This window comes from Azospirillum palustre, assembly GCF_002573965.1.
GTDB lineage: Bacteria > Pseudomonadota > Alphaproteobacteria > Azospirillales > Azospirillaceae > Azospirillum > Azospirillum palustre.
This window is the reverse complement of sequence record NZ_PDKW01000038.1, coordinates 153,269-178,128: the sequence shown is the minus strand read 5'-3', so window position 1 is coordinate 178,128 and position 24,860 is coordinate 153,269. Positions and strand designations below refer to the sequence as shown.

Below are 24,860 nucleotides of genomic sequence, written 5' to 3'. Positions count from 1 at the left end.
GTCGGGCTGGTGCTGCCGATGCCGACCCAGGTGCTGCGCCTGGTGCTGGTGCTGGGCGGCGGCGTCATCGCGCTGCGTGCCGCCATGACGGTGGCCACCGGCCGCTCCAAGCTGAGCCAGGCCGACCGCGACAAGCGCATGGACCGCGTCGCCGCGAAGGTCCAGCACGCCAGCAAGTATATCGGCCCGGTCGCCGTGGTCTTCGCCGCCATCCTGCCGATGACGCCGCTGGCCGACCGCATGCTGCTGGACATCGGCATCCTGCTGCTGACCTACATCATGCTGGGCTGGGGCCTGAACATCGTGGTGGGCCTCGCCGGCCTGCTCGACCTCGGCTATGTCGCCTTCTACGCCGTCGGCGCCTATTCCTACGCGCTGCTCGCGCATTACTTCGGGCTCAGCTTCTGGCTCTGCCTGCCGCTGGCGGGCCTGCTCGCCGCCTGCTCGGGCGTGCTGCTGGGCTTCCCCGTCCTGCGGCTGCGCGGCGACTATTTCGCCATCGTGACCTTGGGCTTCGGCGAGATCATCCGCATCATCCTGGTCAACTGGTACCAGTTCACCGGCGGGCCCAACGGCATCTCCGGCATTCCGCGGCCGAGCTTCTTCGGCATCGCCGACTTCTCCCGCACGCCCTCCGAGGGCATGGCCGCCTTCCACGAGCTGTTCGGGCTGGAGTTCTCGCCGCTCCACCGCATCGTCTTCCTCTACTACCTCATCCTGGCACTCGCGCTGGTGGTGAACCTGTTCACGCTCAGGGTGCGCAAGCTGCCGCTGGGCCGGGCGTGGGAAGCGCTGCGCGAGGACGACATCGCCTGCGCGTCCTTGGGCATCAACCGCACCAACATGAAGCTGGCGGCCTTTGCGATTGCCGCGATGTTCGGCGGCTTCGCCGGCTCCTTCTTCGCGACGCGCCAGGGCTTCATCAGCCCGGAGAGCTTCACCTTCATCGAGTCGGCGATCATCCTGGCCATCGTGGTGCTGGGCGGCATGGGCAGCCAGATCGGCGTGGTGGTCGCCACGCTGCTGGTGATCGGCCTGCCCGAAGCGTTCCGCGAGCTGGCCGACTACCGCATGCTGGCGTTCGGCGCCGGCATGGTGGTGATCATGCTGTGGCGTCCGCGCGGCCTGCTGGCCCACCGCGACCCGACCATCCTCCTGCATGGGCAAGAAGCCGATCCCGGCGGGAGCCGCGAAATGAGCGCCGCACCGATGAACACCGAAAAGCCTTTGCTGAGCGTCGAACACCTGACCATGCGCTTCGGCGGTCTGGTGGCGAACAACGACGTGTCGTTCGAGGCGCGGGCGGGCGAGATCACCGCGCTGATCGGCCCGAACGGCGCCGGCAAGACGACGCTGTTCAACTGCGTCACCGGCTTCTACACCCCGACGGTGGGGCGGCTGACGCTGCGCCATCCCGCCGGCAAGGAGTTCCTGCTGGAGCGGATGCCGGGCTACCGCATCGCCCAGCTGGCCGGGGTGGCGCGCACCTTCCAGAACATCCGGCTGTTCAGCGGCATGAGCGTCCTGGAGAATTTGATCGTCGCCCAGCACAACAAGCTGATGCGGGCGTCGGGCTTCGCCATCGCCGGCCTGCTCGGCCTGCCCGGCTTCCGCAAGGCCGAGCATGAGGCGGTGGAGCTGGCGAAATACTGGCTGGACCGGGTCCGCCTGACCGAGTTCGCCGACTGGGAAGCCGGCAACCTGCCCTATGGCGCCCAGCGCCGTCTGGAGATCGCCCGCGCCATGTGCACCGAGCCGGTTCTGCTGTGCCTGGACGAGCCGGCGGCCGGCCTGAACCCGCGCGAGTCGGGGGAGCTGGCCGAGATCCTGACCTTCATCCGCGACGTACAGACGCCGCAGGGCCACCGCACCGGCGTGTTGCTGATCGAGCATGACATGAGCGTTGTGATGCGCATTTCCGACCATGTGGTGGTGCTGGACTATGGCCGGAAGATTTCCGACGGCAATCCGGAGCATGTGAAGAACGACCCGGCGGTGATCCGCGCCTATCTGGGCGAGGACGAGGACGAAGCCCTGCCGCCGGAGGTCGCCGCCGACCTGCACATCGCGCCCACCGCCGGCCAGACCAGCGCGCAGAAGGGAGCCTGAGCCATGCTGAAGGTATCGGGCGTCCACACCTTCTACGGCGCCATCGAGGCGCTGAAGGGCATCGACATCGAGATTGGCGCCGGCGAGATCGTCTCGCTGATCGGCGCCAACGGGGCGGGCAAGTCGACGCTGCTGATGACGATCTGCGGCAGTCCGCGGGCGCGTCAGGGCCGGGTGTTCTTCGAGGGCGAGGACATCACCGACCTCCCCACCCACGAGATCGTGCGGCGCGGCATCGCGCAGTCTCCCGAGGGCCGGCGCATCTTCCCGCGCATGACGGTGCTGGAAAACCTGCAGATGGGCTCCATCGTCGCCCAGCCCGGCAGCTTCGAGCGCGAGCTGGAGCGGGTGCTGACGCTGTTCCCGCGGCTGAAGGAGCGCATCAACCAGCGCGCCGGCACGATGTCGGGCGGCGAGCAGCAGATGCTGGCGATCGGGCGGGCCTTGATGAGCCAGCCGCGGCTTCTGCTGCTGGACGAGCCGTCGCTGGGTCTGGCGCCGCTGATCGTGAAGCAGATCTTCCAGGTGATCCAGGAGATCAACCGGGAACAGAAGATGACGGTGTTCATGGTGGAGCAGAACGCCTTCCATGCGCTGAAGCTGGCGCACCGGGCCTATGTGATGGTGACGGGGAAGATCACGATGACGGGGACGGGAACGCCTTCCATGCGCTGAAGCTGGCGCACCGGGCCTATGTGATGGTGACGGGGAAGATCACGATGACGGGGACGGGGGCGCAGCTCCTGGCCGACCCGGAGGTCCGCGCGGCCTATCTGGAAGGGGGACATTGAGATGGAAACGATCCTCGGCTCTTCGCTTCCGGTGTTCGTGTTCCTGACGGTGCTGGTGTTCGGCGGCTGCGGCGTGCTGACCGGGCAGACGTTGGCGGAGGGGTGGAAGCCGGTCTCCAGCGTGCTGGCCTATTCGCTGCTGCTGGGGGTGGGCGACCGCTTCCTCGCCTGGGGCCTGTTCGGCGAGCAGCTCTTGTCCTTGTGGGGCTTCATCGTACACACGGTGGTCATCGGACTGATCACGCTCACCGCCCACCGCATCGCCATCGCACGACGCATGGTCAACCAGTATCCATGGCTCTATGAGCGCGCGGGACCGTTCGCCTGGCGCGACCGCACCGGCACCGCCGGTTGAGCAGGGCCGGTTAAGCAGGTGCGACTAGACATAAGGAATTAGACCGTACGGCTGATTGGTGCCCGCGAAACTGTCGCACTGTGCGCCACTCGGGGTATGGTATTCTGGAACCCGCCGGAGGGGACCCGGCGGCAAGGCCCGAAAGGGCCGGGGGTATGTTGCAACAGGGACCACTTCATAGAACAGGGAGCAAGCACACCCATGAAATTCAAGCTGTCCCTTCTCGCCGCGATCGCGGCGACCGCGCTCTCCGCCACGGCCGCCAAGGCCGACATCGCGGTGGCCACCGCCGGCCCGATCACCGGCCAGTACGCCACCTTCGGCGAGCAGATGAAGAAGGGCATGGAGCAGGCCGTTGCGGACATCAATGCCGCCGGCGGTGTTCTGGGCCAGAAGCTGAAGCTGGAAGTCGGCGACGACGCCTGCGATCCCAAGCAGGCCGTGGCCGTCGCCAACCAGCTGGCCAAGGCCGGTGTGAAGTTCGTGGCCGGTCACTTCTGCTCGGGCTCGTCGATCCCGGCCAGCCAGGTCTATGCCGAGGAAGGGATGATGCAGATCTCCCCGGCTTCGACCAACCCGAAGCTGACCGAGCAGGGCCTGAAGAACGTCTTCCGCGTCTGCGGCCGTGACGACCAGCAGGGCCTGATCGCCGGCAAGTATCTGCTGGACACGTACAAGGGCAAGAACATCGCCATCCTGCACGACAAGTCGGCCTACGGTAAGGGTCTGGCCGACGAGACGCAGAAGGCGCTGAACGCCGGCGGCCAGAAGGAAGCCATCTACGAAGCCTACACGGCCGGTGAGAAGGACTATTCCGCCCTGGTGTCGAAGCTGAAGCAGGCGAACATCGACGCCGTCTATGTCGGTGGCTACCACACCGAGGCCGGCCTGATCGCCCGCCAGATGAAGGACCAGGGCCTGAAGGCCATCATCGTGTCGGGCGACGCGCTGGTGACCAACGAGTACTGGGCCATCACCGGCGACGCCGGCGAGAACACCATGATGACCTTCGGCCCGGATCCGCGCGAGAAGCCGGACGCCAAGGCCGTCGTGGAGAAGTTCCGCAAGGCGGGTTACGAGCCGGAAGGCTACACCCTGTACACCTACGCCGCTCTCCAGATCTGGGCGAACGCGGTGAAGCAGGCGAACTCGACCGATGCTGCCAAGGTTGCCGACGTCATGCGCAAGGGCAGCTACGAAACCGTGATCGGCAAGATCGGGTTTGACGCCAAGGGCGACGTCACCAGCCCGGCCTATGTCTGGTACAAGTGGCACAACGGCCAGTACGCTGAAGTGAAGTAAGCGAAACGCCTCTGCGTTCCGCGCGAAAGGGCCGGCACTTTGTGCCGGCCCTTTTTCTTTGAGGATTCAGAGAAATGCCCGGGCTTAATGACTGAGCCGGTCAGGGAATAGGTCGGGGAACATAGGAGACACGGTGCTGGGCCATGGCTGGCTGCGCCGTGGCAAGTGCCTGGGAGGAGAGCCCGGTCGCCACACGCCGGCCCGACCGCTCGGTCAGCAGCCGTTCGCATGTGCCCATCACCTCCCGCCAGAAGGCGGCGGCACGGGTGTGGTTGGCGGCCGTGAGTTCGACAAGACGAACGCGGCTCATTCGAATCGCGGTTTCGCCCAGTTCATCAACCAGGCGGGTCGCGAAGACAAGCACGTCGAGATCGGTGTTCATGACTGCTATGAACTCACAGCCGCGCCTTTTGTTCCACTCCGAAGGGGCCCTGCGGCAAAGGGTCATCGGGGGCACCCCGGACGTGCTGCGTCGCAACAACGCAAATGCGGCATCGGCAAAGGGTCACCGAACGGACACTCGCCACGGCAGGGGGTTTTTGTGCTTCAATGGCGCCCTTCGCGGCGACTGTGACGGTCGCCGGCATGGGACGGGTTTTGGAGAACGAAAATGCGCAGGAAGCGCGAGGTGGTCGAGGGACAGATTTACCGCAAGCTGTCCCCCAGCGGCGGCTATTGGGAAGTGATCGCCATCCGCAAGGACGGCATGGGCACCCAACATGCCCAGATGAAGCGTACCGACGACCCGAAGACGTTGAAAACCCTGTCGGTGACGACGCTGCTCGATCCGCACGAGTTCGAGATCGTCACCGAATAACCGACGTCAGGCCGCTGCGATGGCGGCCGGCCGGCGGTAGAGGTCGGCCGGCGGAAGCGAAGCCGGCTCGCCAGCCGGCCCAACGGTCCGCTCCAGCCGCCCCTTGCGGATCAGGTGGTTGAGGTGGGCCACCGCCTCGCCCACGGCGAAAAGCATCTGCTGCGGATCGAGCGGGCGGGGAAACAGTGCCCGCGTCACTGCCGCGGCGGTCCGGGGGGCTGCACACAGAGTCTCGATCTCGGCCAGCCGCTCCCCATGGTGGAGAGCCAGCTCCTCCGCACGCCGGTGCAGGCCGTGGAAGGGGCGGCCGTGGGAGGGCAGGACCAGCGTGTCCGCCGGCAGGACGCTCCACCCCTCAAGACTGGCGAGATAGTCGGCGAGCGGATCGGCATCCGGTTCGGACGGCCAGACGCTGATGTTCGGGCTGATGCGCGGAAGGATCTGGTCGCCGGAAATCAGCAGGTCCGGGCTGCCGCCGCCGGCCGGACGGTACAGGCTGACCGGTTCCGCCGTATGGCCGCTGCCGCCGATCACCGTCCAATGGCGGTCGCCCACCGGCAGCCGGTCGCCGGCCCGCAGGCGGGTCAGCGTCGCCGGCACGGCGGGCACGCCGCGGCTGTAGGCCCCCTTGCGGGCGAGCAGCGACTGCAGCGTATCCTCCTCCAGGCCGCAGCGGCGGTAGAACTGTTCGACCACCGCGTCGGTGGCGGCATCGTTGCCGGCCGACAGGGTGCGGGCGACCAGCCATTCGGTCAGCGAGGCGGCGAAGCCGGCACCGGTCCGCTCCACCAGCCAGGCGGCGGCGCCGATATGGTCGGGATGGAAATGGGTGACGACCACCCGCTCCACCGGGCGCCCGCCCAGCGCATCGTGCAGCAGCACCTCCCACACCGCGCGGCTGCGCGGATCGCCAAGCCCGCAGTCGACCAGCGTCCAGCCGAGGGCGCCACCGTCCAGCGCCCATACATTGATGTGGTCGAGCTGGAAGGGGAGGGACAGCCGGATCCACAGCACACCGGGCGCCACCTCCTGCCAGCCGCCGGGATCGGGAGTGGTGCAGAGGGGGTAATCGACCGAACCGTCCGGGGTAGGGGGCATCGAGGTGTCTGTCCAAGCTATTGTTATCGCAACAGGAAATGCCCCTGAGTCGGCTGAGGCAAATCTGCAACAGGAAAAATGGGCCTGCGGCAGCAGGATTGGAAGCTGCGGATCCGTATCCATTGTCGGGGCCGGAGCCCGTTCTGTCACGCATTTCGCCGCAGGCCGGGATGTCCCGATCGACCAACGCCGTCAACGATGGGAACAAGAACATGACGATGCGTGGGATTTTGCTGGGCACGGCACTGACCGTCGCCCTGCCTTCGCTGGCCGTCCCGACCGCCGCTTTTGCCGGTACGGAAGGCTTCTATGTCGGTGCTGGCGCCGGCGTGAACTGGACCGAGGATGCCGACCTCAGCAGCTATCCGGCTCCCGGCCTGGGCCTGAAGGAGGAATTCAAGATCGGCGGCATCGGCGACCTGTCGGTCGGCTATGCCACCGCGATGGGCCTGCGCGCCGAGCTGGAGGCCGCCTGGCGGTGGCGCAACAGCGTCGACGGCACCAGCAGCGCCACCCCCGGCCTGAACAATCTGGGCGGCAAGATGAGCTCGGTCGCCTTCATGGGCAACCTGCTGTACGACATCGACATCGGCCTGCCGATCACCCCCTATATCGGTGCCGGTGCCGGTATCGCCGGCGTCAAGCAGTCGCTGAACGGTGCCAGCGACCGTGACTGGGTCTTCGCCTATCAGGGCATCGTCGGCGCCTCCTATGCGATCAACAACAATGTCGCGCTGACGCTGGATTACCGGTATTTCGCCACCGTCGATCCGGAGTTCGAGCTGGGTCCGGTGACCTCGAAGGGCGAGTACCGCAACCATACGATCCTCGCCGGCCTGCGCTACACCTTCGGCGGGCCGGAGCGTGCGGCGCCCATCGCCGCCCCGGCGCCGGCAGCCCCGCCGATGGCCGCCCAGCCGCAGAGCGAGTATCAGGTGTTCTTCGATTGGGACAAGGCGGTCATCACGCCGAATTCCGACAAGATCATCGGCGATGCCGCCGACGGCGCCAGCCGTGCCCGCGCCGTCCGCATACAGGTGATCGGCCACACCGACACCTCTGGCGCACCGTCCTACAACCAGAAGCTCTCGCTCCGCCGTGCCGAGGCGGTGCGGCAGGCCATGATCAAGCATGGCACGCCGGCCAACATCATCACCATTGAAGGCGTCGGCGAGAACCAGCTGATGGTCCCGACCGGTCCGAACGTGCGCGAGCCGTCGAACCGCCGTGCCCAAATCATGATCAAGATCTCCTGAACGGCAAAGGGTGGGAGGGGCGACCGCCTCTCCCCGCAGGCCCCTGTAAGCCTTCCCTACGTCGCGGCAGTGGAACCAAGGTGCCGGACGTGCGAAGGAGGTAGCGCGGACCGTTGCGTCAGCGTATGACCATACGGTACCCAAGGCATCTTCGGTCCGAGACGTTACATGCAGGTTCTGATCGCCGACGATCATTCCATCGTCCGCAGCGGCTTGACCCATCTGGTGGGTGAACTGGACGAGCAGGCCACTGTGGTGGCCGCCACCAGCTTCAGCCAATTGAACGCCATCCTCGACGGCGCGATGCAGGACGGCGGGACCGCGTTCGACCTCATCGTGATGGACCTGCGCATGCCGGGGCTCGGCGGGCTGGAGGATGTCGAGGCGCTGGTCAAGCGCGTCGCGCCGGTTCCGGTCGCCATCTTCTCGATGATCGAGTCGCCCGACGAAATGCGCGCGGTGCTGTCGCGCGGCGTCCGTGCCTTCATTCCGAAATCGACCGACGACGTCCTGGTGGTGAACATCCTGCGGCTGGTGATGGCGGGCGGATCCTATGTGCCGCCGGTGCTGGGCATGCCGGGCGCATCGTCCCACGCGGCCGCCGGGACCCCGCGCGCCGTGCCCCCCAGCATCTTCGACGGGTTGACCCGCCGCCAGCTGGAGGTTCTGGACCTGCTGGCCCAGGGCCTGTCCAACCAGGAGATCGGCGAGCGGCTGGGCCTGAACCTGTCCACCGTGAAGACCCACGTCACCGGCGTGCTCAAGGCGCTGGGCGTCGGCAGCCGCACCCAGGCGGTTCTGCTGGTCAAGGAATCCGGCCGCGACCGTCTGGTCTGACGGGCGCGGCGATCACAGGAGCGCGTTCAGCAGCGATCCGCGTCCGCCATAGCTGCCGCCGGACCCGCCCAGCAGCATCGCCGAGGGGTTGAGCGAGGCGCTGCCCGCGCCCAGGATCGAGGCCAGACCCTGAAGCTTGGTGTTGCCGCCGAAGGGGTTGTCGCCCTTGGCCGGCTGCTTTGCGATGGTGTCGTAGTCCTTGCTGTAATTGCCCATGCGCAGCTGGACGCCGTAGCTCTTGGCATCCTTGACCGGGACATCCTTGTCGCGGGCGACGCGCAGGGTGTAGTCGCCCTTGTCCAGCGTCATCTGGCCGGATTTCAGCTTCTGGAAGGCGTCATAGCTGGCGCCGGCATCCTTGTTGCTGTCGGCGACGACCTTGCCGCCACGGTCCATCAGCTGAAGCCGCACGCCGGCATCGCCGACCGTTCCCAGCGTCACGGCGCCGGATGTGGGCACGTTGAATTTATAGAAATCGGCCGGATCGTTGGAGGCCAGCGAGCTGAAGACGTTCAGCCGGCTGGTGTCCTTCACCAGGGTGCCGATGCTCGTCGCGAAAGGGGCGGCGTTCATCGCCGACTTGTTGACGGTCTGCTCGTATTCCTGGACCTTGCCGGTCGCGCCACCATTGCCTGCCGCCTGCTGCTGCACGCGCTTGACCGCGGCGTCGATCGACTGCTGCAGGCTCTGGGCCATGCTGCCGACATCGGCGTAACTGGACAGGCTGACCATGGTGCGTTCCCCTCGTTCCACATTCCCGTCAGGAAATGACAATCAAGGGGTGTGCAGGATGCGGGCCAGAGCTAAGCCATTGACTTGACAGGGACTGTCGCAGAACCATCGGTGCCGGGCGGCAGGTTTGGACCGGCGGGGCGGCAGGATTTACCCAGCGGCGCTCCCATATCGCCGCCGCCGTGCCCGCACTCCGGTCAGACGATGGACAGCATCGCCGCCGCCGGCGCGTCGATCGCATCGGCGAGGGCGCGCAGGCCGCGGGCGGCCTCGTCTCGGCTGCGCGGCATGCACAGGCCGACACGCACCGCATGGGGCGCACTGGCGCGGCCGACGGCGAAGGCGTCGGCACCGGTGACGATCACCCCGCGGCGGCGCGCTTCTCCGATGAAGTCCTCGCGCCGCCAGGGTTCGGGCAGGACCAGCCACAGATGCTGCGCCGCCGGGTGGCCATAGACGGTCTCGGCCGGCAGGATGGAGCGGGCGAGCCGCTGTCGCGCCAGATCCTCTTCCCGCTGGGTGGCGACGATGCGGTCGGCGGTGCCGTCCTGGATCCAGCGCGTGGCCACCTCCGCCGGCAGGGCGGGAGCGGAATATTGCAGGGCCCGGATGGCGGTTTCCACACGGGTGCGCAGCTCCGCCGGGGCGACGACGAAGCCCAGCCGCAGGCCGGCGGCGAGGCTTTTCGACACGCTGGACACATAGAGCGTGATGTCGGGGGCCATGGTCTGGATCGGCACGGCATCCGGCACCATGAAGCCGAACACGTCGTCCTCGATCAGGATCACGCCATAGCGGCGGGCGATCTCGACGATCTCGCGCCGGCGGGCGGCGGGCATGACGACCGCCGTCGGATTTTGCAGGGTCGGCACCAGATAGGCTGCCTTCGGCCCCAGCCGGCGGCAGGCGCTGTCGAAGGCGTCGGGCACCAGACCATGCTCGTCGATGGCGACGCCTTCCAGATGATAACCCTGGGTGGCGGCCAGCGCCTTGGTGCCGATGTTGGTCAGCCGTTCCGCCAGGATCACGTCGCCGGGGCGGGCCACGGCGGCCAGCGCCACCGCCAGTGCGTTCTGCGCCCCGGTGGTCAGCAGCACCGACTCAGGCGTCGCCTTCACCCGGTGCTGGCGCTCCAGCCAGGACGCCGCGGCGGCACGATGGTCGGGCAGGCCGGCATGCGGGCCGTAGCCGATCAGTTTCGCCGCATGTCCCGATGCCGCGATGGCGGACAGCGTCTGCCCGAAACTCTGTACCGCCACGGCATGTTCGGGATGGACCGTCGTCATGTTGACGATGGCCGGACCCGCCGAGATCTCCCCGGCCGGCGGCCAGCCGAGCGGCAGGGGGGTGGTTGGCGGACGCTGTCCCTGGACGAAGGTCCCGCGGCCGACCTCGCCGCCGATCAGTCCACGCTTCTCAGCCTCCGTATAGGCGCGCGTCACCGTTCCCACCGTCACGCCGAGGCGGAAAGCGAGGTCGCGGTGCGTCGGCAGCCGCGTGCCGGTGGGCAGCACGCCCTCCGCGATGTCGTCGGCCAGCGCGTCGGCGATGACGCGATAGAGCGGGCCGGGGCGGCCCTCCAGGTTCGGGGTCCAGTTTGTCATGGGGACAAATGTGGCATTGTCCCGACCTGCTGGCAAGATCGCCTGCGATTGTCCCTATCGGCCACTGTGGCGGGACGGAACAATCTGCCAATGCCTGTCGCGGTTCCGTTACACTCCAGCTTGTGTCAAATTGCCGGAACCGATAGTTTCGGTGCTGGGTGTGGCAGACAATCCGCCACCCGTCTCAATCCGGTACGGGGGACAATGCACACCATCGCGGTGGTCGACGACGATCCCATCACCCGCGAGACCCTGAAGGCCTACCTGGAAGGGGAGGGCTATCGGGTGATGCTGGCGCGGGACGGCGACCAGCTGTCGGCACTGCTGGCGCGGGGGCGCATCGACCTGCTGCTGCTGGACATCCGGCTGCCTGGCAAGGACGGTCTGGCTGTGACGCGGGAACTGCGGGCAGCCTCCAACATCGGCATCATCCTGATCACCGGACGGTCCGACCGCATGGACCGGCTGATCGGGCTGGAGCTGGGCGCCGACGACTACATCACCAAGCCGTTCGAACCCCGCGAAATCCTGGCGCGCACCCGCAGCCTGCTGCGCCGCATCGTCAAGCCGACCAGGCCGGCGGGCGGGCGGGTGAAGCGGTTCGACGGGTGGGAACTGCATCTGGACAAGCGCCGGCTGCGCGGTCCCGATGGGGAGGACGCGCGGCTGACCTCCGCCGAATTCGAACTGCTCGCCGCCTTCGTCGAGAATCCGGGGCGAGTGCTGAGCCGCGACGATCTCCTCGACCTGACCTTGCGCGGCGATTCGGTGCCGTACGACCGCTCCATCGACCGGCTGGTCCGCCGCCTGCGCCGGGTGGTGGAGCAGGACCCGGCCGACCCCACCCGCATCGTCACCGTCCATGGCATGGGGTACATGTTCCAGGCTGCGGTGGATTGATCAGCTTCCGAGTTGCGACAGCGATTTCAGGAAACCATCGACATCGTCCAGCACCGGGTTCAGCCAGCGCAGGGGCGCGGCGAGGGCGGCGACGATGCGGGTGTGGCCGATATCGTCATACTCCACCATGCGCACGCTTCCGCCGACCTCGCGGGCCTTGGCCGCCAGGTTGCGGCTGTTGCGGGGCAGGACCGTCTCGTCGGCGGTGCCGGTGGCGAGGAACAGGGGCGGCAGCGGGGCGGCGACATGGGCGATCGGCTGGGTGTCCGGCCGCGTCTTCTCCGGGCCGAACAGATCCTTCAGCATGTCGCTCTGCAGGGGCAGGAAGTCGTAGGGACCGGCCAGTCCCACCGCGGCGCGCAGGTCGCGGGCGGGGTCGAGCCCCTGTTCGGCGAGCCAGCGGCGATCCATCGCCAGCATCAGGGCGTTGTAGGCTCCGGCCGAGTGGCCCATCACCGCCACCGGCCCGGGCTGCGCGCCGTGTTCGGCACCGTGGCGCCGGACCCAGGCCACCGCGGTGGCGGAATCGCGCAGGAACTCCGGATAGCGCACCTGCGGATAAAGCCGGTAGTCGGGGATGGCGACGCTGTAGCCGCGGCTGGTCAGCGCCTGGGCGACGAAGCGGTACATGCCCTTGTCGCCGGTCTCCCAATTGCCGCCATAGAAGAACACCACCGTCGGCGCCCCCGGCGCCGGCCGGTCGGGCCGGTAGAGATCCAGCCGCAGGCGCGGATCGTCGGAGAAGGGCAGGTCGGTAGTGACGGTGTAGCCTGACCGAGGGGTGAGCGCATCGACGATCTGCGGGCCGGAACAGGCACCCAGAAGCGGCAGGAGCAGGAGAGGGGCGAAAACCCAGGGGTTCGGTCCTGGTCGTTTCGGGGCACGTCTTGGCATGGCCCGACAGCAGATAGGGCGCGACCGGCGATGGGAAAGGGGACTGGAAAAGGGAAGGCTGGAAAGGGGATCGGACTCAGGACTGCGCGGGTGAGGTCCGGCGTTGCGGACGGGGGGCGGCTGCGCCGTCCTCCTCCGGCTTGGTCGGCTTGCGGAAGGTGCTGAGTTCGGAAATGCGATTGACGGTCAGGCCATTGATGCGGCAGCCGGCGACCTCGACGATTTCGAAACCGGCCTTGCGGGGATAGCGGGCGGCGACCCGCTCGCGGGCCTCGCGCTCACCATCGGCGATCAGCAGGAAGCGGCGCACGCCGGTCCAGCCGCGATATCCGTGCTGGTCGGACAGGCTGACGCCGATGGGGTGGCAGCGCACCGCGATCTCCCAGAAACGGCCGGGGCGCGGCTCGTTCCGGTCGAAGACGACGTAGCGCTGCATCGGGGCCGACTTCTTCTGGTCCAGTTCCAGAATGGCGGCCTGCATGTCGATCTCCGCCTTCTGGACGCGCTTTTCCATGTCCGCATAGTGGTGCGCCAGTTGGGCATAGTCGGAGGCGACGTCGGCGACCTCCTTGGTCACGTCCTCCACCTTCTCCTTCAGCTTGGACATGGCGATCCGCGTCACGACCAGCTGGCGGCGCCAGTAGCGGTTGGACAGGACGGTCAGCACCATCAGGCCCAGCGCGAAATACAGCATCATTCCGGTCATGGCGCCGTCCCCCTCATGAATCCCTCGATCATGCCGCGTCAGCCTCGACCTCGGGGTCGGGGGCGAGCGCCAGGGGGACCACGGGAGAGCAGATCACGCCGTTGCGCTGGGAAAAACTGGCCCGCACCGTGCCATGGGCCTGTTCGGTGGACGGAGCGGTGATGTGGGCGACGTTGCGGTATTCCCAAATCTGGCGCGAGAAGACGATGTCCTTGCGGTCCAGCTCGTTGAAATTGGGACCGACCGCCAGCTGCGACCAATAGATGTCGCCGTCGCTGTCCTGGTCGCCTAGCTCGTGGACCAGTTCGATCTTGGAGAATTCCAGGGCGCGCAGCTCGGTCAACGCCTTCTGGCGCCTGCCGTTGAATTCGGTCAGGCGGGCTTGCAGGGTCGTCAGATCGACGCGCTTGCGCTCCGTCTTCTGGCGCCATTCGGCGAGTGCGGCGCGTTTCTTGTCGTACTGGCGCTGGTTCATCGCCTCGCGGGTCTTTTCCGCGCTGACGCGGCCGACATCGACGACGATGGAGAGTCCGAGCGCGGCGGCGCTGGCGATCAGAAGCAGCATCCCCAGGAATTCGGCCGAAATGACCATTCGCCCTCCGCCAGCCGCACCCAATGCCTGCGCCGGTCCATCGACGCATGGTGCCACGACCGGCGAAGGGCGGCGATGCCCTCGCGACAACCCGTCGCACGGGGCGGATCATACCATCGCGCTCCGTGCCGGGGTTGTCATTTTTAGCCGAAATAAGGGCAAACCCGCCTTTTTTATTAGGGTTTATGACTGGACGCCGAACAGGCGAAGGAAAGCCGGCGGCCGGTCATAGTTCTGCCGGTCAGTCGGACTTTCCCTCCGGCTCGAAGCTCATGGCGACGCCATTCATGCAATAGCGCTTGCCTGTCGGCCGCGGCCCGTCGTCGAAGACATGGCCGAGATGGCCTTTGCAGGATGCGCAATGGACCTCGGTGCGCGGATAGGCCAGCTTGTAGTCGGTGGAGGTTTCGACCGCTCCCGGCAGCGGGTCCCAGAAGCTGGGCCAGCCCGAACCGCTTTCGTATTTGGTGTCGCTGGCGTATAGCGGCTGGCCGCAGCCGGCACAGCGGTAGACTCCGTGCCGCTTCTCGTCGTTCAGCGGGCTGGTGCCGGGATATTCGGTGGCGTGCTCGCGCAGAACCTTGAACTGGTTGGGCGACAGGTCCTGCTTCCACTCCTGTTCGCTTTTGGCCGATGCTGTCTTGTCCGATTCGGGCATGCCGCCGGTCTCCCATGCAGATGGTTGGTGTTCTGAGCCCACTATATTGGGTCGCCATTCCCCCTGCCCAAGCCGGAGGAGGCATCGATCACGCGGTCGTGACCGGCGGGCCGGCCTATGTCGGACCGGAAACGTCACCGCAACCAAAGATTCTTGCCCATCCGTCGAAGGTTCGACGGCTGGCATCTTCCGGAATTGAACCGATTTCGGTAACATCCAGCACGCCAACAGTCCTGGATAGCGTGTCCGGGACGGAAATGCCGGGGCAACGACGCGCCGCATGATGGATGAACGCTACCTCCGGGCGGTTCGCGATGCGCTGGTGCGCCACCAGCAGTGGCTTCTGCGCGACCCGGCAGGGAACGGGCGGCGCGCCAACCTCAGCTTCTACGATCTGGCCGGGCTCGGCCTCAACCGCGTCAACCTGTCGGGCGCCAAGCTGACCGGCGCCAGCCTGACACGGGCGCGGCTGGTCGGCACCCTGCTGTCCAAGGCGGACCTGTATGGCGCCGACCTGTCGAAGGCCGACCTGACCGGGGCGCAGTTGCAGGAGGCGGATTTGCGCGGCGCCAGGGTGGACGGCGCCCGGTTGCAGAATGCCAACCTCCAGGGCGCCGACCTCCGTCGCGGCATGGTTCTGGACAGCGGCGAGTTCCGGGCCGCCGGCAATACGGACGGCACCACCACCTTCGTCGGCTGCACCCTGTCCGAGGCGGTGCTGACCGATTGCCGGATGGCGCAGTGCGATTTCAGCGGCAGCGACCTGTCCGGCGCCGACCTCAGCGGCAGCGACCTCAGCGGCGCCATCCTGATCGGGGCCGACCTGACCGGGGCGACCATGCGCAAGACGACGCTGGATGGCGTGCTGATGTGCGGCGCCCGGCTGAACGACGAGCTGCGCACGGCGCTGGAGCGGCACGGCATCGACGTCGACGGCACCGGCCTGACCACCACCGCGGCGCGGATGAGCGAACTGATCGCCGAACATCAGATCTGGGTCGACAAGCTCGGCAAGGGCGGCGACCGCATCCAGCTCCAGCGGGTCGATCTGCGCGGCTACAATTTCGCCAACCAACTGCTGTGCGGGGCGGTGATGCGGTTCTGCGGGCTGCGCGGGGCCGATTTCTCGGGCGCCAAGCTGATGATGGCCGATTTGTCCTACAGCGACCTGCGCGATGCCGACTTCACCAGCGCCGACCTGTCAGGCTGCAATCTGGAAGGCGCCAATCTGGCCGGAGCGAAGCTGTGGCGGGCCAAATTCCGCAAGGTGGACCTCAGCGGCGACGGCAGCCGGCTGTGGCCGACCAGCTTCGCCAAGGCGCGGCTGAACGGCGCCGACCTGCGCGACGCCAGCCTTGCCGGCGTGGTGCTGCGCGGCACCGACCTGACCGCGATCAAGACCAGCTTCGCCACATTGAAGGGCGCCGACCTGACCGGTGCCCGCGGCTGGCAGCCGTTCGAGGCGCCGGCATAACCGTGGCTCAGCTTCCGTCGGCCACCGGGATGCGGCCGGAGACGATGCCGCGACGGGCGGCCTCCACCGCCTCCACCATCGCGGTCGTCACCAGATCGCGGTTGTTTTCGTCGAGCGCGTAATCGACCGCGGACTCGGCAAGGCCGAGCGCCACCGTGCCGGCGGTCCAGCGGCCCTGGCGGGCCGCCTCGAAGCTCGATTCAACGGCCAGATCGACCCGCTTCAGCATCGAGGTCAGGATGGAGCCGGGGTAAAGGTAGTTCTGGTTGCTGTCGACGCCGATGGCCAGCCGCCTTGCCTCGTTCGCCGCGGCGAAGATGCCGAAGTTGGAGACGCCGGCCCCGGCGAACACCACGTCTGCGCCGCGCTGGAACTGGCTGCGCGCCACCTCGGACCCGCTGGCCGGATCGTTGAAGGCGGCCGGCGTGGTGCCGACGAAATTCACCAGCACCTTGATGTCGCCGCGGGCATGGCGGGCGCCCTGCTCGTAACCGGCGATGAATTTGCGGATCAGGGGGATGTCGAGCGCGCCGATGAACCCGACGGTCCCGCTTTTCGACGCCAGCGCCGCCAGCACGCCGACCAGGAAGGATCCCTCCTGCTCCTTGAAGGTGACGCAGCGGATGTTCGGCCCCTCCGCCACCGCATCGATCAGCGTGAAGCGGACCGCCGGGTGCGCCGGGGCCAGCCGCGCCAGCGGTGTGGCGTAATAGAAGCCGATGGCGACCAGATCGGTCACCCCGCGCCGCAGCAGCGAGGCCGCCGCCTGATCGAACTGCACGGGCGTGGAGGGCAGATATTCGGTGACGGCGATGCCGGTGGCGTTCCTGAACCGCTCCGCCCCGGTGAAGGCGCCCTCGTTGAAGCTCTTGTCGAATTTCTGCCCGGCGGCATAGACGAGTCCGGGGACCAGACCGGGCTGGATGGCTGCCGCATGCGCGTGGTGCGGAAGCAGCGCCAGGGCGGTGCCGGCGGCACCGAGGGACAGGACCGACCGGCGGGTGGGGTGCGGCATGGCGCGGCCTCTGGCTGGGTGGAAGCCTGTGATCCGGGTTCAATTTTAGGCATGGATCATGGGAGCGAACCAGAATTTTGTTGCGCTGTGACCACGGTGATCTGGGCGGTGATTTGACCGGATCCCAGATTGTCGCGGCGGCGTTACGTCGCGGCCTGCTCAGGGCTGCCATGCCGAGACAGGACTTTGCGTCCAGCAGCGAAGGGATCAGCTTGAAGGCTGCGGATTCCGTCCGGCCGACTCCCCCCATTCATTCATATCCGGATTTCCCGATGCTCGCGCGCCTTGCCGCCGTCCGTTCCCGTTCGCCTGCCGAAAGCCCGTTCTTCATCGCAGCGCTGGGCGTGCTGATGTCGTTCGGGCCGATGGGCACCGACATGTATCTGCCCGGCATGCCGGCCATCGGCCGGGATCTGCATGCGGCGCAGGATCAGGTGCAGTGGACGCTGTCGGCCTTCTTCCTGGGCTTCGGAGTCGGGCAGTTGCTGTGGGGGGCGTTGAGCGACCGGTTCGGCCGGCGGATTCCGGTGGCGACCGGCATCCTGCTTTACGCCATCGGTTGCGTCGGCTGTTCGATGACCGTCGATGTCGGCCATCTGGCGGCATGGCGCTTCGTGCAGGCGGTGGGGGCCTGTGCCGGCCCGGTGCTGGTCCGCGCCATGATCCGCGATGTCTTCGAGCGCGACCGGGCCGCCAGCGTGCTGTCGATGATGATGCTGGTGATGGGCGCCGCCCCGATCATCGCGCCGCTGATCGGCGGCCAGATCCTGGTGTGGGCGAACTGGCGCTGGATCTTCTGGGCCCAGGCCGCCTTCGGCATCGTCGCCTTGCTGGCGCTTGCCAGCCTGCCGGAAACCCATCCCGACTCGCGGCGCACCAGCCTGCGCCCGATGGTGCTGGGAGAAGCCTACCGCAAGCTGCTGACCGACCGCCGTTACCTGGGCTATGCGGTGGGATCGTCCTTCATCTATGCGGGGATGTTCGCCTTCATCTCCGGCTCGCCCTTCGTCTACATCGAGCTGTTCGGCGTGCGGCCGGAGAATTACGGCTTCCTGTTCGGGCTGAACATCGTCGGCATGATCATCGTCAACACGCTGAACAGCCGCGCCGTGATGCGCTTCGGCTCTGACGTGATGCTCCGGATCGGCGTCTGGCTGGCCGCCGCCACCGGCATCCTGCTCGTCGCCTGCGTGCTGGGCGGCTGGGGCGGGCTGTGGGGCCTGGTCGGCTGCCTGTTCCTGTTCATGTCGGTGACCGGATTCTGCTTCGCCAATTCCATGGCCGGGGCGTTGCAGTCCTTCCCGCAGATGGCCGGCACCGCGTCGGCGCTTGCCGGCATGCTGCAATTCAGCACCGGTGCGCTGTCGGGCTGGGCGGTCGGGTTGATGGCCGACGGCACCGCCATGCCGATGGCAGGGGTGATCGGCGGTGCGGCGCTGGTCAGTCTGGCGCTGAACCTCTGGCTGATCCGCCCGGTCCGCCGCCGGTTGCTGGCCTGACGGTAAAACAGATGTGCAGTGTTGAATCGGGGTTCCTCCTGTCGGGACCGGCCGTGAATTGAAATTTGCGGCCGGCCCCACTAGGTTGGCGCGGCAAGAGGAGACCCGTGATGCCGCAGACCCCGTCGAGCCCGTTCATCGATTCCGACCGTCCGACCGGCCCCGACGTCAGCCGGCGCGAGCTTCTGCTGGGCGCGGCGGCCTTGGGCATCGCCGCAGCTGTGGCGTCGCTGCCGCTGCCGGCCTTCGCGGCGACCGGCCTGCGGGTCGGCTACATCCCGATCATCCCGATGACTCAGCTTTATGTGCTGACGGGCGAGGGCTGGGCCGCGGATGCCGGGCTGACGCTGCAAACCACCAGCTTCCAGTCGGGGCCGGCGATGATCCAGGCGCTCGCGTCCGGGACGCTGGACGTCGCCTATGTCGGCATCGGCCCGGCGATGATCGCCCGCTCGAAAGGGGTGAAGCTCAAGGTCGTCGCCGCCAACGTCATCGATCAGGTGGCGCTGATCGGCCGTGGCCCGCTGGTGAAGGCGATGGCCGGCGCCGCCAGCCCGGCCGAGGGGGTCAAGGCCTTCCGCGCCGCCAACGGCCGGCGGCCGAAGATCGGCTCGCTGCCCGCCGGATCGGTGCCGGACACGGTGCTGCGCTATTGGATGGCAGAGATCGCCCGCATCCCGTCGGAGGACATCGAGATCGTCGGCATGGGCGAACAGCCCTTGCAGCAGGCGCTGCTGACCGGTGCCATCGACGGCGCGTCGATCCTGGAGCCGATCCTGACGCTGGTGCAGTCGCGTCTTCAGGATGCCGCGATCATCGCCAAGGCCGGCAGCATGTTCCCCAAGCAGCCGGGTGCGGTGCTGGTTGTGACGGAGGACGCCATCGCCAAAAACCGCGACGCGGTGGCCGAGCTGGTCAAGCTGCACATCCGCGCCACCGCCTTCGCCAAATCCAACCCGGACCGCACGGCGGAACTGGTGACCGACATCATCGGCAAGGGGCTGGTCGAACGCGACGTGATGCGGGCGGCGCTGACCTCGGACGCGACGACCTTCATCGACGATCCGCGGGTGATCCTGGATTCCACCAAGCAGATGCAGGCCTTCCAGCAGACGCTGGCCCAGATCACCGAGCCGGTGGATGTCGACGCGCTGTTCGACTTCACCTTCCATGACGCGGCGAAGAGGCAGTGACGGACATGGCGTCTCCGCACATGGCATCTCCCCTGCGGCTGGTCATCCATGCCCCCACCCCGGCCGCGCTGGAGCGGGCGCGGAACAATGCCCGCAACCTGCTGAAGGCGCGGCCCGATGCGGAGGTGCGCATCGTCGTCAATGCCGGTGCGGTCGCCGCAGCCCTCGACAGCCCGGATGATGAGACCGACCGGCTCCTGCGGGTCTGCGGCAACACGCTGGCGAAGACCGGCCGGAGCGCCGAGGGGCTGACGGTGGTCGCCGCCGGCGTCCTCGACATCGCCGAGGCGCAGGCGGACGGCTGGGGCTACATGCGGGCGTAAGTTTTCGTCAGCCCTTCTTAGCCGACCCCCCAGCCGCCGGTGTCCGGAAAGGGGACCGGCGGCGGCGGGACGGCTGCCGCCGGATCGGCGACGATGCCGCGCGGCAGGGCGGGGGCGCCGGCGGGGGTGGGGAGCAGGCGGGTCGGCCTGACCCACCAGCCGGGCGATGCCGCGGCGATGGATTTGGCCGCGGAGTCGGCGGCTTCCGCTGTGGCGTAGAGGCCGAAGCAGGTGGCGCCGCTGCCGGACAGGCGGGGCAGCAGGCAGCCGGCGCTGCGCTCCAGCGCCGCCAGCACATCGGCGATCACCGGCGCCACCGTCAGGGCCGGGGCGGTCAGGTCGTTGCTGCGCTCCAGCAGCAGGGCCGCGAGGTCGGCCGCGTCGGCCGGCTTGCGGGTGAAGCGGGCCGGGGCGGAGAAGGCGCTGCCGCTTTCGGCGCGGGCGGCGGCCATCGCCTTGAACACCGCCGGGGTCGGCACCGGGACATTCGGGTTGACCAGGACCACATGGGTTTCCGGCAGGTCTGGCGCCTCGTCCAGCTCATCGCCGATGCCGCCGAAATAGCAGCTTCGCCCGGCGACGCAGACCGGCACGTCGGCGCCCAGCCCGGCGGCCACCGCGAACAGCGCCGCGTCGTCCGGCGCCACTCCCCACAGCCGGGCGAGCGCCCGCAGGCAGGCAGCGGCGTCCGCCGATCCGCCGCCGATCCCCGATGCGACCGGCAGCGCCTTGGTCAGGGCGATCATCACGTCGGCCTCGCGCCCCAGCCGGACGGCCAGGGCATGGGCGGCGCGCATCACCAGATTGCTGGCGGGACTCTCGCCCATCAGGGCCGGGCCGAAGGGGCCGGCGATGGCCAGGCGCGGGCCGGCCTGCGGCAGGCCGGCACCGCGCAGGGCCACCCGTGCCGCAGCCGGCGTCAGGGCGATGCTGTCGCCGAACTCGGCGAAGGCGACGAGACTGTCCAGCTCGTGATAGCCATCGGCGCGCCGGCCGATGACATGCAGGTAGAGGTTCAGCTTGGCCGGGGCGGCCTCGACGATGGGAAGACCGGTCATAAGCTCCAATCCGCTGGCGGGCGCGCGACGACGCTCCTGTGTCGCACCCTTTCGCCCGCAGCGGCAAGGGGAGGTTAGAGCTGGGCCAGCATGTCCTTCAGCAGCGTTTCTCCCATCGGCCAGGGACCGTGGCCGCTTGCGCCGTTGATGTGGCCGACCTCGCCCGCGTCGATGAAGTCGGCGCCCCACAGCGCGGCGAAGCCGCAGGCGCGGGCGGCGGTGCAGTAGGGGTCGTTGCGGCTGCCGACCACCACCGCCGGGAAGGGCAGGGGATCGGTCGGCACCGGGGCGAAGCGGCAGGCCTCGGCCGGCACGGTCCGGGGAGATTCGACATCCGGCGGGGCGACCAGCAAAGCGGCGGCGACCGTCTCAGTCCTGTCGCTGGCCGCGGCCCAGCGGGCGACGAGGATGCAGGCAAGGCTGTGCGCGACCAGAACCACCGGACCGGGGGCGGCACGGACCGCGGCGTCGAGCCGCTCCACCCAGCGGTCCGGCTCCGGCGCGTCCCAATCGCCCAGATCGACGCGGTTCAGAGCCGGCAGACGGCCTTCCAGCCAGCTTTGCCAGTGATCGGGGCCGGAGTTGCCAAGGCCGGGAAGCACCAGAACGGTCGGCTGCGTCATTCTTTCAACTCTTCGTTCGTAAATGTTGTGTGTACTGTCTGACAATTGCGTGCGGACGGAGCGATGCTCTCCACGCGGTAGTTGGACGGCCGGCATATCCCGTCATGGCGGGGCGTGCCGTAAGACTTCAATTGAAAACCATAATCGGGAAGAAGGGGAGAAGCGTCTTGGACATCAGCGCCACCATCGCACAGGATCTCTGCGATTCCATCGGCCGGGAACTGGACTCCGTCGTCTCCATCGCCGGCAAGAGCGGTGCCGTCATCGCCTCCACCGCGCGGGAGCGGATCGGCACCGGCCATCCGGTCGCCGGCGACATCGTAGCCCGCCGGCTGGATGAGCGCGCCGTCACCCGCGATGAGGCCGCCAAGTCGGGCGGCACGATGCGCGAAGGCTATGCCATTGCCATCGAGCTGGATGGAGAGCGGATTGGCGCCCTTGCCATCGCGGCGCCGGCCGATCAGGCCCGCCGGTTCGCCCGCCTCGCCCGCCATTGGGTGCTGGCGACCCTGCGGGCCGAAACGGCGGAAACCCGCCGGGTCGCCCTGATGCGTGAGTTGACGGAGCGGGTCGAGCGTGAAGTCGGCGGGTTCGCCACCGAGCTGGCCGATGCCGGGCGCAAACTGGAAACGGCGGTCGCGGCCGTCCGCTCCGCCGGGACGGATGGGTTGCGGCAGGCCGCCGATGCCGCGGGGGCGGCGCGTGCCGTGGATGGCTCGGTCAGCGCCATCGCCGGCATGCTCGACAGGCTGGCCTCGACCTCCGACCAGATTTCCGGCGACACCAGCAAGGCGCGGGAGATCAGCCTTGCCGCGGCATCGGACAGCGACCGCGCCACCACGGTGATGAACTCGCTGCGCTCCGCCGCGGAGCAGATCGCCAGCGTGGTGAAGCTGATCAATGCCATCGCCAGCCAGACCAACCTGCTGGCGCTCAACGCCACCATCGAGGCGGCGCGGGCGGGGGAGGCGGGGCGGGGCTTCGCCGTCGTCGCCAACGAGGTGAAGGCGCTGTCGCGCCAGACCGCCGACGCCACCAAGCAGATCGCCGATCAGGTCGCCAATCTGCAAAAGGAAACCGCCGCTGTGGACGAGGCGCTGGGCCGCATCCATTCCACCATCGGCTCGATCCAGGCGATCAACGGCACCGTCGCCGCCGCCATCGACGAGCAGGCGACCCTGACCTCGGACGTCGCGCGGTCGCTCGACCGCTCGCGTCAGGACGCCATGGCGGCGGAACAGCGGATCGGCGATGCCGAACAGACGCTGGGGGGCGTGACCCGCAATCTGGAGGAACTGACGGCGTTGAGCCGCAGCATCGCGGAGCGGGCGGGCAGCCTGGGCAGCGGTCTCGCCGGCCGCGTCACCGACGCGCTGCGTCAGGTGCGCGGATAAGGCTGCTGGCAATCGACGGAGTCGCCGCCGACAATGGTGGTGCGGGGACTGCCGCTTCGGGCGGCGGGGGCCGCACCGCCCGGCAGCGGCACGATCAGCCGGCGCTTCACCGGCTGTTGCGCCGCCCGGCGCGACACGCCGGCGAAGATCTGTTTCGACGCCTCGATCATCGTCACCCCGGCAAAGGCCTTGAACCAGCGCCCGCCGACCTCTTCCCAGGCAGGTGCCGTCTTTTGCAGGAAGTGCGAGCGCAGGGGCGGCATGAACAGGGCATGGCGGGTGCGTTCCGGCACGAACATGGTGTCGCGCAGCACCTGCTTCAGCTGCGAGGCGGAATAGGGGAAACCGTGGCCGAAGGGCGTCCAGTCGGCGCGCGCCCACAGGCCGCGGCGGTTCGGCACCACCGCCAGCACCCGGCCGCCGCCGGCCAGCACGCGCCAGATCTCGCGCATCATCGGGCGCAGCTGCTCGGTGCCTTCGAGCCCATGGACCAGAAGCACGCGGTCGATTGTGTTGTCGCCGAAGGGCAGGTCGGCCTCGTCGCCCAGCGCCACCATGCCCGGCCCCTCCGCCGGCCAGAAGCTGACGCCCTGGCTGGCCGGCATCACCGCCACCACCCGGTCAGCCTCGCCCATGAAGGGGCGCAGGTAGGGCGTGGTGTAGCCGACGCCGAGAACGATCTGGTCGCGCACGTCCGGCCAGATGGTTCGGATGCGTCGGCGGATCATCCGCTGGGCCGTCTGCCCCAATCCGGACTCGTAGAACTCCCTCAGATCGACGATATCTGTGTACATGGTATCCCAAGCGTAACACGGGTTTCGTATCGCAACAGCAGGGAGTCCGCTGCCGTGGAGGTCATTCTCGTTCCGGCTTTCGCCGACAACTATATCTATGTGCTGCGCGACGCGGCATCCGGCAAGGTCGGTGTGGTCGATCCCGGCGACGCAGCCCCGGTGCAGGCCGAGCTGGACCGGCGCGGCTGGTCCCTGACCCACATTTTCCTGACCCATCATCACGACGACCATATCGGCGGGGCGGCGGCGCTCAAGGAGCGCTATCGCGCCAGCGTGGTCGGCGCCCGCGCCGACGCCCACCGCATTCCCGGCATGGACGTGGCGCTCAGCGACGGCGACCGGATAGTGTTCGGCGAGCAGACCGCCCGCGTCTTTGCCGTGCCCGGCCATACCAGCGGCCATATCGCCTTCTGGTTCGAGGCGGCGGAAACCCTGTTCAGCGGCGACACGCTGTTCTCGCTGGGCTGCGGCCGGCTTTTCGAAGGCACGCCGGCGCAGATGTGGGATTCGCTGCAAAGCCTGCGGGCGCTGACCGACCGGACCCTGGTCTATTGCGGTCACGAATACACCCAGTCGAATGGCCGCTTCGCCCTGACCGTCGATCCCGCCAACGCCGCCCTGCATCAGCGGATGGAGGAGGTTGCGGAGTTGCGCGAGCGGAATCGGCCGACGCTTCCCACCACCATCGGCATGGAACGGCGCACCAACCCCTTCCTGCGCGCCGACGATCCCGGTGTCCAGGCCGCCATCGGCATGGCCGGCGCCCCGTCGGTGGAGGTGTTCGCCGAACTGCGCCGGCGCAAGGACCATTTCCGCGGGTGAAGCTTGCCGACAAA

Annotated in this window: 25 protein-coding genes and 2 pseudogenes; 15 read left to right on the top strand and 12 right to left on the bottom strand. The window is 68.0% G+C overall.

Features of this window, described 5'->3' with window-relative positions:
- The 5 genes and pseudogenes from livM to CRT60_RS04585 form a co-directional block, all read left to right on the top strand.
- Window positions 1-1,164: pseudogene (gene livM / locus CRT60_RS04605) on the top strand (high-affinity branched-chain amino acid ABC transporter permease LivM); the annotation flags it as partial.
- Window positions 1,165-1,209: 45 nt separating this feature from the next.
- On the top strand, window positions 1,210-2,109 hold the full coding sequence (locus CRT60_RS04600; protein ID WP_098735562.1) for an ABC transporter ATP-binding protein: 900 nt from the start codon (window positions 1,210-1,212) through the stop codon (window positions 2,107-2,109).
- Window positions 2,110-2,112: 3 nt separating this feature from the next.
- Window positions 2,113-2,900: pseudogene (locus CRT60_RS04595) on the top strand (ABC transporter ATP-binding protein).
- A 1-nt stretch (window position 2,901) separates the two neighbouring features.
- Window positions 2,902-3,255, top strand: coding sequence for a DUF6867 family protein (locus tag CRT60_RS04590; RefSeq protein ID WP_098735278.1), 354 nt, complete (start codon window positions 2,902-2,904; stop codon window positions 3,253-3,255).
- A 201-nt stretch (window positions 3,256-3,456) separates the two neighbouring features.
- Window positions 3,457-4,557 carry a branched-chain amino acid ABC transporter substrate-binding protein gene (locus tag CRT60_RS04585; RefSeq protein WP_098735277.1) on the top strand — a complete coding sequence of 367 codons (1,101 nt, stop codon included), beginning with the start codon at window positions 3,457-3,459 and terminating at the stop codon, window positions 4,555-4,557.
- Window positions 4,558-4,657: 100 nt separating this feature from the next.
- Here CRT60_RS04585 and CRT60_RS04580 read toward each other — a convergent pair whose 3' ends face one another.
- Window positions 4,658-4,939, bottom strand: a complete 282-nt coding sequence (locus CRT60_RS04580) for a hypothetical protein (protein WP_098735276.1) — start codon at window positions 4,937-4,939, stop codon at window positions 4,658-4,660.
- A 228-nt stretch (window positions 4,940-5,167) separates the two neighbouring features.
- On the opposite strand from CRT60_RS04580, the gene CRT60_RS04575 reads away from it, so the two are divergent.
- Window positions 5,168-5,374 carry a hypothetical protein gene (locus CRT60_RS04575; RefSeq protein ID WP_098735275.1) on the top strand — a complete coding sequence of 69 codons (207 nt, stop codon included), beginning with the start codon at window positions 5,168-5,170 and terminating at the stop codon, window positions 5,372-5,374.
- Between the two features lie 6 nt (window positions 5,375-5,380).
- Here the strand turns inward: CRT60_RS04575 and CRT60_RS04570 are convergent, their stop codons facing one another.
- Window positions 5,381-6,472, bottom strand: coding sequence for an MBL fold metallo-hydrolase (locus CRT60_RS04570; RefSeq protein ID WP_098735274.1), 1,092 nt, complete (start codon window positions 6,470-6,472; stop codon window positions 5,381-5,383).
- 218 nt (window positions 6,473-6,690) lie between these two features.
- On the opposite strand from CRT60_RS04570, the gene CRT60_RS04565 reads away from it, so the two are divergent.
- Both CRT60_RS04565 and CRT60_RS04560 read left to right on the top strand, forming a co-directional pair.
- Window positions 6,691-7,728, top strand: coding sequence for an OmpA family protein (locus tag CRT60_RS04565; protein WP_244592266.1), 1,038 nt, complete (start codon window positions 6,691-6,693; stop codon window positions 7,726-7,728).
- Between the two features lie 168 nt (window positions 7,729-7,896).
- Complete coding sequence (locus CRT60_RS04560; RefSeq protein WP_098735273.1) at window positions 7,897-8,565, top strand: response regulator transcription factor; 669 nt, start codon at window positions 7,897-7,899, stop codon at window positions 8,563-8,565.
- Between the two features lie 12 nt (window positions 8,566-8,577).
- Here CRT60_RS04560 and CRT60_RS04555 read toward each other — a convergent pair whose 3' ends face one another.
- Together CRT60_RS04555 and CRT60_RS04550 are read right to left on the bottom strand one after the other, a co-directional pair.
- Window positions 8,578-9,297, bottom strand: a complete 720-nt coding sequence (locus CRT60_RS04555) for a hypothetical protein (protein ID WP_098735272.1) — start codon at window positions 9,295-9,297, stop codon at window positions 8,578-8,580.
- A gap of 197 nt (window positions 9,298-9,494) precedes the next feature.
- Window positions 9,495-10,901 carry an aminotransferase-like domain-containing protein gene (locus tag CRT60_RS04550; protein WP_098735271.1) on the bottom strand — a complete coding sequence of 469 codons (1,407 nt, stop codon included), beginning with the start codon at window positions 10,899-10,901 and terminating at the stop codon, window positions 9,495-9,497.
- 204 nt (window positions 10,902-11,105) lie between these two features.
- Between CRT60_RS04550 and CRT60_RS04545 the strand changes: the two genes are divergently transcribed.
- Window positions 11,106-11,801, top strand: coding sequence for a response regulator (locus tag CRT60_RS04545; RefSeq protein WP_098735270.1), 696 nt, complete (start codon window positions 11,106-11,108; stop codon window positions 11,799-11,801).
- On the opposite strand, the gene CRT60_RS04540 is transcribed toward CRT60_RS04545, so the two are convergent.
- The 4 genes from CRT60_RS04540 to msrB all read right to left on the bottom strand — a co-directional run bounded on the left by CRT60_RS04540 (window position 11,802) and on the right by msrB (window position 14,651).
- Window positions 11,802-12,695: an alpha/beta hydrolase gene (locus CRT60_RS04540; protein WP_098735269.1), complete on the bottom strand. Its 894-nt coding sequence runs from the start codon at window positions 12,693-12,695 to the stop codon at window positions 11,802-11,804. It abuts the gene before it with no gap.
- A 76-nt stretch (window positions 12,696-12,771) separates the two neighbouring features.
- Window positions 12,772-13,401: a hypothetical protein gene (locus CRT60_RS04535; RefSeq protein WP_098735268.1), complete on the bottom strand. Its 630-nt coding sequence runs from the start codon at window positions 13,399-13,401 to the stop codon at window positions 12,772-12,774.
- A gap of 28 nt (window positions 13,402-13,429) precedes the next feature.
- Window positions 13,430-13,993 (bottom strand): hypothetical protein, encoded by a 564-nt coding sequence (locus CRT60_RS04530; RefSeq protein ID WP_098735267.1) that lies wholly within the window; start codon window positions 13,991-13,993, stop codon window positions 13,430-13,432.
- A 241-nt stretch (window positions 13,994-14,234) separates the two neighbouring features.
- Window positions 14,235-14,651 (bottom strand): peptide-methionine (R)-S-oxide reductase MsrB, encoded by a 417-nt coding sequence (gene msrB, locus CRT60_RS04525; protein ID WP_098735266.1) that lies wholly within the window; start codon window positions 14,649-14,651, stop codon window positions 14,235-14,237.
- Between the two features lie 280 nt (window positions 14,652-14,931).
- Between msrB and CRT60_RS04520 the strand changes: the two genes are divergently transcribed.
- Window positions 14,932-16,125 (top strand): pentapeptide repeat-containing protein, encoded by a 1,194-nt coding sequence (locus CRT60_RS04520; RefSeq protein WP_098735265.1) that lies wholly within the window; start codon window positions 14,932-14,934, stop codon window positions 16,123-16,125.
- Window positions 16,126-16,132: 7 nt separating this feature from the next.
- Here the strand turns inward: CRT60_RS04520 and CRT60_RS04515 are convergent, their stop codons facing one another.
- Window positions 16,133-17,140 (bottom strand): BMP family lipoprotein, encoded by a 1,008-nt coding sequence (locus CRT60_RS04515; RefSeq protein ID WP_098735264.1) that lies wholly within the window; start codon window positions 17,138-17,140, stop codon window positions 16,133-16,135.
- A 272-nt stretch (window positions 17,141-17,412) separates the two neighbouring features.
- On the opposite strand from CRT60_RS04515, the gene CRT60_RS04510 reads away from it, so the two are divergent.
- The 3 genes from CRT60_RS04510 (at window position 17,413) to CRT60_RS04500 (ending at window position 20,155) form a co-directional block, all read left to right on the top strand.
- A complete protein-coding gene (locus tag CRT60_RS04510) occupies window positions 17,413-18,639 on the top strand; it encodes a Bcr/CflA family multidrug efflux MFS transporter (protein WP_098735263.1) in 1,227 nt (408 codons plus the stop codon).
- A 110-nt stretch (window positions 18,640-18,749) separates the two neighbouring features.
- Window positions 18,750-19,832 (top strand): ABC transporter substrate-binding protein, encoded by a 1,083-nt coding sequence (locus CRT60_RS04505; RefSeq protein WP_098735262.1) that lies wholly within the window; start codon window positions 18,750-18,752, stop codon window positions 19,830-19,832.
- A 20-nt stretch (window positions 19,833-19,852) separates the two neighbouring features.
- A complete protein-coding gene (locus CRT60_RS04500; protein WP_098735261.1) occupies window positions 19,853-20,155 on the top strand; it encodes a DsrE family protein in 303 nt (100 codons plus the stop codon).
- A gap of 17 nt (window positions 20,156-20,172) precedes the next feature.
- On the opposite strand, the gene CRT60_RS04495 is transcribed toward CRT60_RS04500, so the two are convergent.
- Window positions 20,173-21,213 (bottom strand): 4-(cytidine 5'-diphospho)-2-C-methyl-D-erythritol kinase, encoded by a 1,041-nt coding sequence (locus tag CRT60_RS04495; protein ID WP_098735260.1) that lies wholly within the window; start codon window positions 21,211-21,213, stop codon window positions 20,173-20,175.
- A gap of 74 nt (window positions 21,214-21,287) precedes the next feature.
- Window positions 21,288-21,836: an RBBP9/YdeN family alpha/beta hydrolase gene (locus tag CRT60_RS04490; protein WP_098735259.1), complete on the bottom strand. Its 549-nt coding sequence runs from the start codon at window positions 21,834-21,836 to the stop codon at window positions 21,288-21,290.
- 167 nt (window positions 21,837-22,003) lie between these two features.
- On the opposite strand from CRT60_RS04490, the gene CRT60_RS04485 reads away from it, so the two are divergent.
- Entirely contained in the window at window positions 22,004-23,230 is a 1,227-nt protein-coding gene (locus tag CRT60_RS04485) for a methyl-accepting chemotaxis protein (protein ID WP_098735258.1), read from the top strand.
- Here the strand turns inward: CRT60_RS04485 and CRT60_RS04480 are convergent.
- Entirely contained in the window at window positions 23,215-24,024 is an 810-nt protein-coding gene (locus CRT60_RS04480; RefSeq protein ID WP_098735257.1) for a methyltransferase domain-containing protein, read from the bottom strand. The two genes, CRT60_RS04485 and CRT60_RS04480, sit on opposite strands and share 16 nt — an antisense overlap.
- A 54-nt stretch (window positions 24,025-24,078) precedes the next feature.
- On the opposite strand from CRT60_RS04480, the gene gloB reads away from it, so the two are divergent.
- Window positions 24,079-24,846: a hydroxyacylglutathione hydrolase gene (gene gloB, locus CRT60_RS04475; protein ID WP_098735256.1), complete on the top strand. Its 768-nt coding sequence runs from the start codon at window positions 24,079-24,081 to the stop codon at window positions 24,844-24,846.
- Window positions 24,847-24,860 lie beyond the last annotated feature (14 nt).

What these genes read in the sequence shown, in the direction of transcription:
- CRT60_RS04600 (WP_098735562.1), top strand. Translation starts at nt 1,210, where the DNA reads ATGAACACCGAAAAGCCTTTGCTGAGCGTCGAACACCTGACCATGCGC.
- CRT60_RS04590 (WP_098735278.1), top strand. Translation starts at nt 2,902, where the DNA reads ATGGAAACGATCCTCGGCTCTTCGCTTCCGGTGTTCGTGTTCCTGACG.
- CRT60_RS04585 (WP_098735277.1), top strand. Translation starts at nt 3,457, where the DNA reads ATGAAATTCAAGCTGTCCCTTCTCGCCGCGATCGCGGCGACCGCGCTC.
- CRT60_RS04580 (WP_098735276.1), bottom strand. Translation starts at nt 4,939, where the DNA reads ATGAACACCGATCTCGACGTGCTTGTCTTCGCGACCCGCCTGGTTGAT.
- CRT60_RS04575 (WP_098735275.1), top strand. Translation starts at nt 5,168, where the DNA reads ATGCGCAGGAAGCGCGAGGTGGTCGAGGGACAGATTTACCGCAAGCTG.
- CRT60_RS04570 (WP_098735274.1), bottom strand. Translation starts at nt 6,472, where the DNA reads ATGCCCCCTACCCCGGACGGTTCGGTCGATTACCCCCTCTGCACCACT.
- CRT60_RS04565 (WP_244592266.1), top strand. Translation starts at nt 6,691, where the DNA reads ATGCGTGGGATTTTGCTGGGCACGGCACTGACCGTCGCCCTGCCTTCG.
- CRT60_RS04560 (WP_098735273.1), top strand. Translation starts at nt 7,897, where the DNA reads ATGCAGGTTCTGATCGCCGACGATCATTCCATCGTCCGCAGCGGCTTG.
- CRT60_RS04555 (WP_098735272.1), bottom strand. Translation starts at nt 9,297, where the DNA reads ATGGTCAGCCTGTCCAGTTACGCCGATGTCGGCAGCATGGCCCAGAGC.
- CRT60_RS04550 (WP_098735271.1), bottom strand. Translation starts at nt 10,901, where the DNA reads ATGACAAACTGGACCCCGAACCTGGAGGGCCGCCCCGGCCCGCTCTAT.
- CRT60_RS04545 (WP_098735270.1), top strand. Translation starts at nt 11,106, where the DNA reads ATGCACACCATCGCGGTGGTCGACGACGATCCCATCACCCGCGAGACC.
- CRT60_RS04540 (WP_098735269.1), bottom strand. Translation starts at nt 12,695, where the DNA reads ATGCCAAGACGTGCCCCGAAACGACCAGGACCGAACCCCTGGGTTTTC.
- CRT60_RS04535 (WP_098735268.1), bottom strand. Translation starts at nt 13,401, where the DNA reads ATGACCGGAATGATGCTGTATTTCGCGCTGGGCCTGATGGTGCTGACC.
- CRT60_RS04530 (WP_098735267.1), bottom strand. Translation starts at nt 13,993, where the DNA reads ATGGTCATTTCGGCCGAATTCCTGGGGATGCTGCTTCTGATCGCCAGC.
- msrB (WP_098735266.1), bottom strand. Translation starts at nt 14,651, where the DNA reads ATGCCCGAATCGGACAAGACAGCATCGGCCAAAAGCGAACAGGAGTGG.
- CRT60_RS04520 (WP_098735265.1), top strand. Translation starts at nt 14,932, where the DNA reads ATGATGGATGAACGCTACCTCCGGGCGGTTCGCGATGCGCTGGTGCGC.
- CRT60_RS04515 (WP_098735264.1), bottom strand. Translation starts at nt 17,140, where the DNA reads ATGCCGCACCCCACCCGCCGGTCGGTCCTGTCCCTCGGTGCCGCCGGC.
- CRT60_RS04510 (WP_098735263.1), top strand. Translation starts at nt 17,413, where the DNA reads ATGCTCGCGCGCCTTGCCGCCGTCCGTTCCCGTTCGCCTGCCGAAAGC.
- CRT60_RS04505 (WP_098735262.1), top strand. Translation starts at nt 18,750, where the DNA reads ATGCCGCAGACCCCGTCGAGCCCGTTCATCGATTCCGACCGTCCGACC.
- CRT60_RS04500 (WP_098735261.1), top strand. Translation starts at nt 19,853, where the DNA reads ATGGCATCTCCCCTGCGGCTGGTCATCCATGCCCCCACCCCGGCCGCG.
- CRT60_RS04495 (WP_098735260.1), bottom strand. Translation starts at nt 21,213, where the DNA reads ATGACCGGTCTTCCCATCGTCGAGGCCGCCCCGGCCAAGCTGAACCTC.
- CRT60_RS04490 (WP_098735259.1), bottom strand. Translation starts at nt 21,836, where the DNA reads ATGACGCAGCCGACCGTTCTGGTGCTTCCCGGCCTTGGCAACTCCGGC.
- CRT60_RS04480 (WP_098735257.1), bottom strand. Translation starts at nt 24,024, where the DNA reads ATGTACACAGATATCGTCGATCTGAGGGAGTTCTACGAGTCCGGATTG.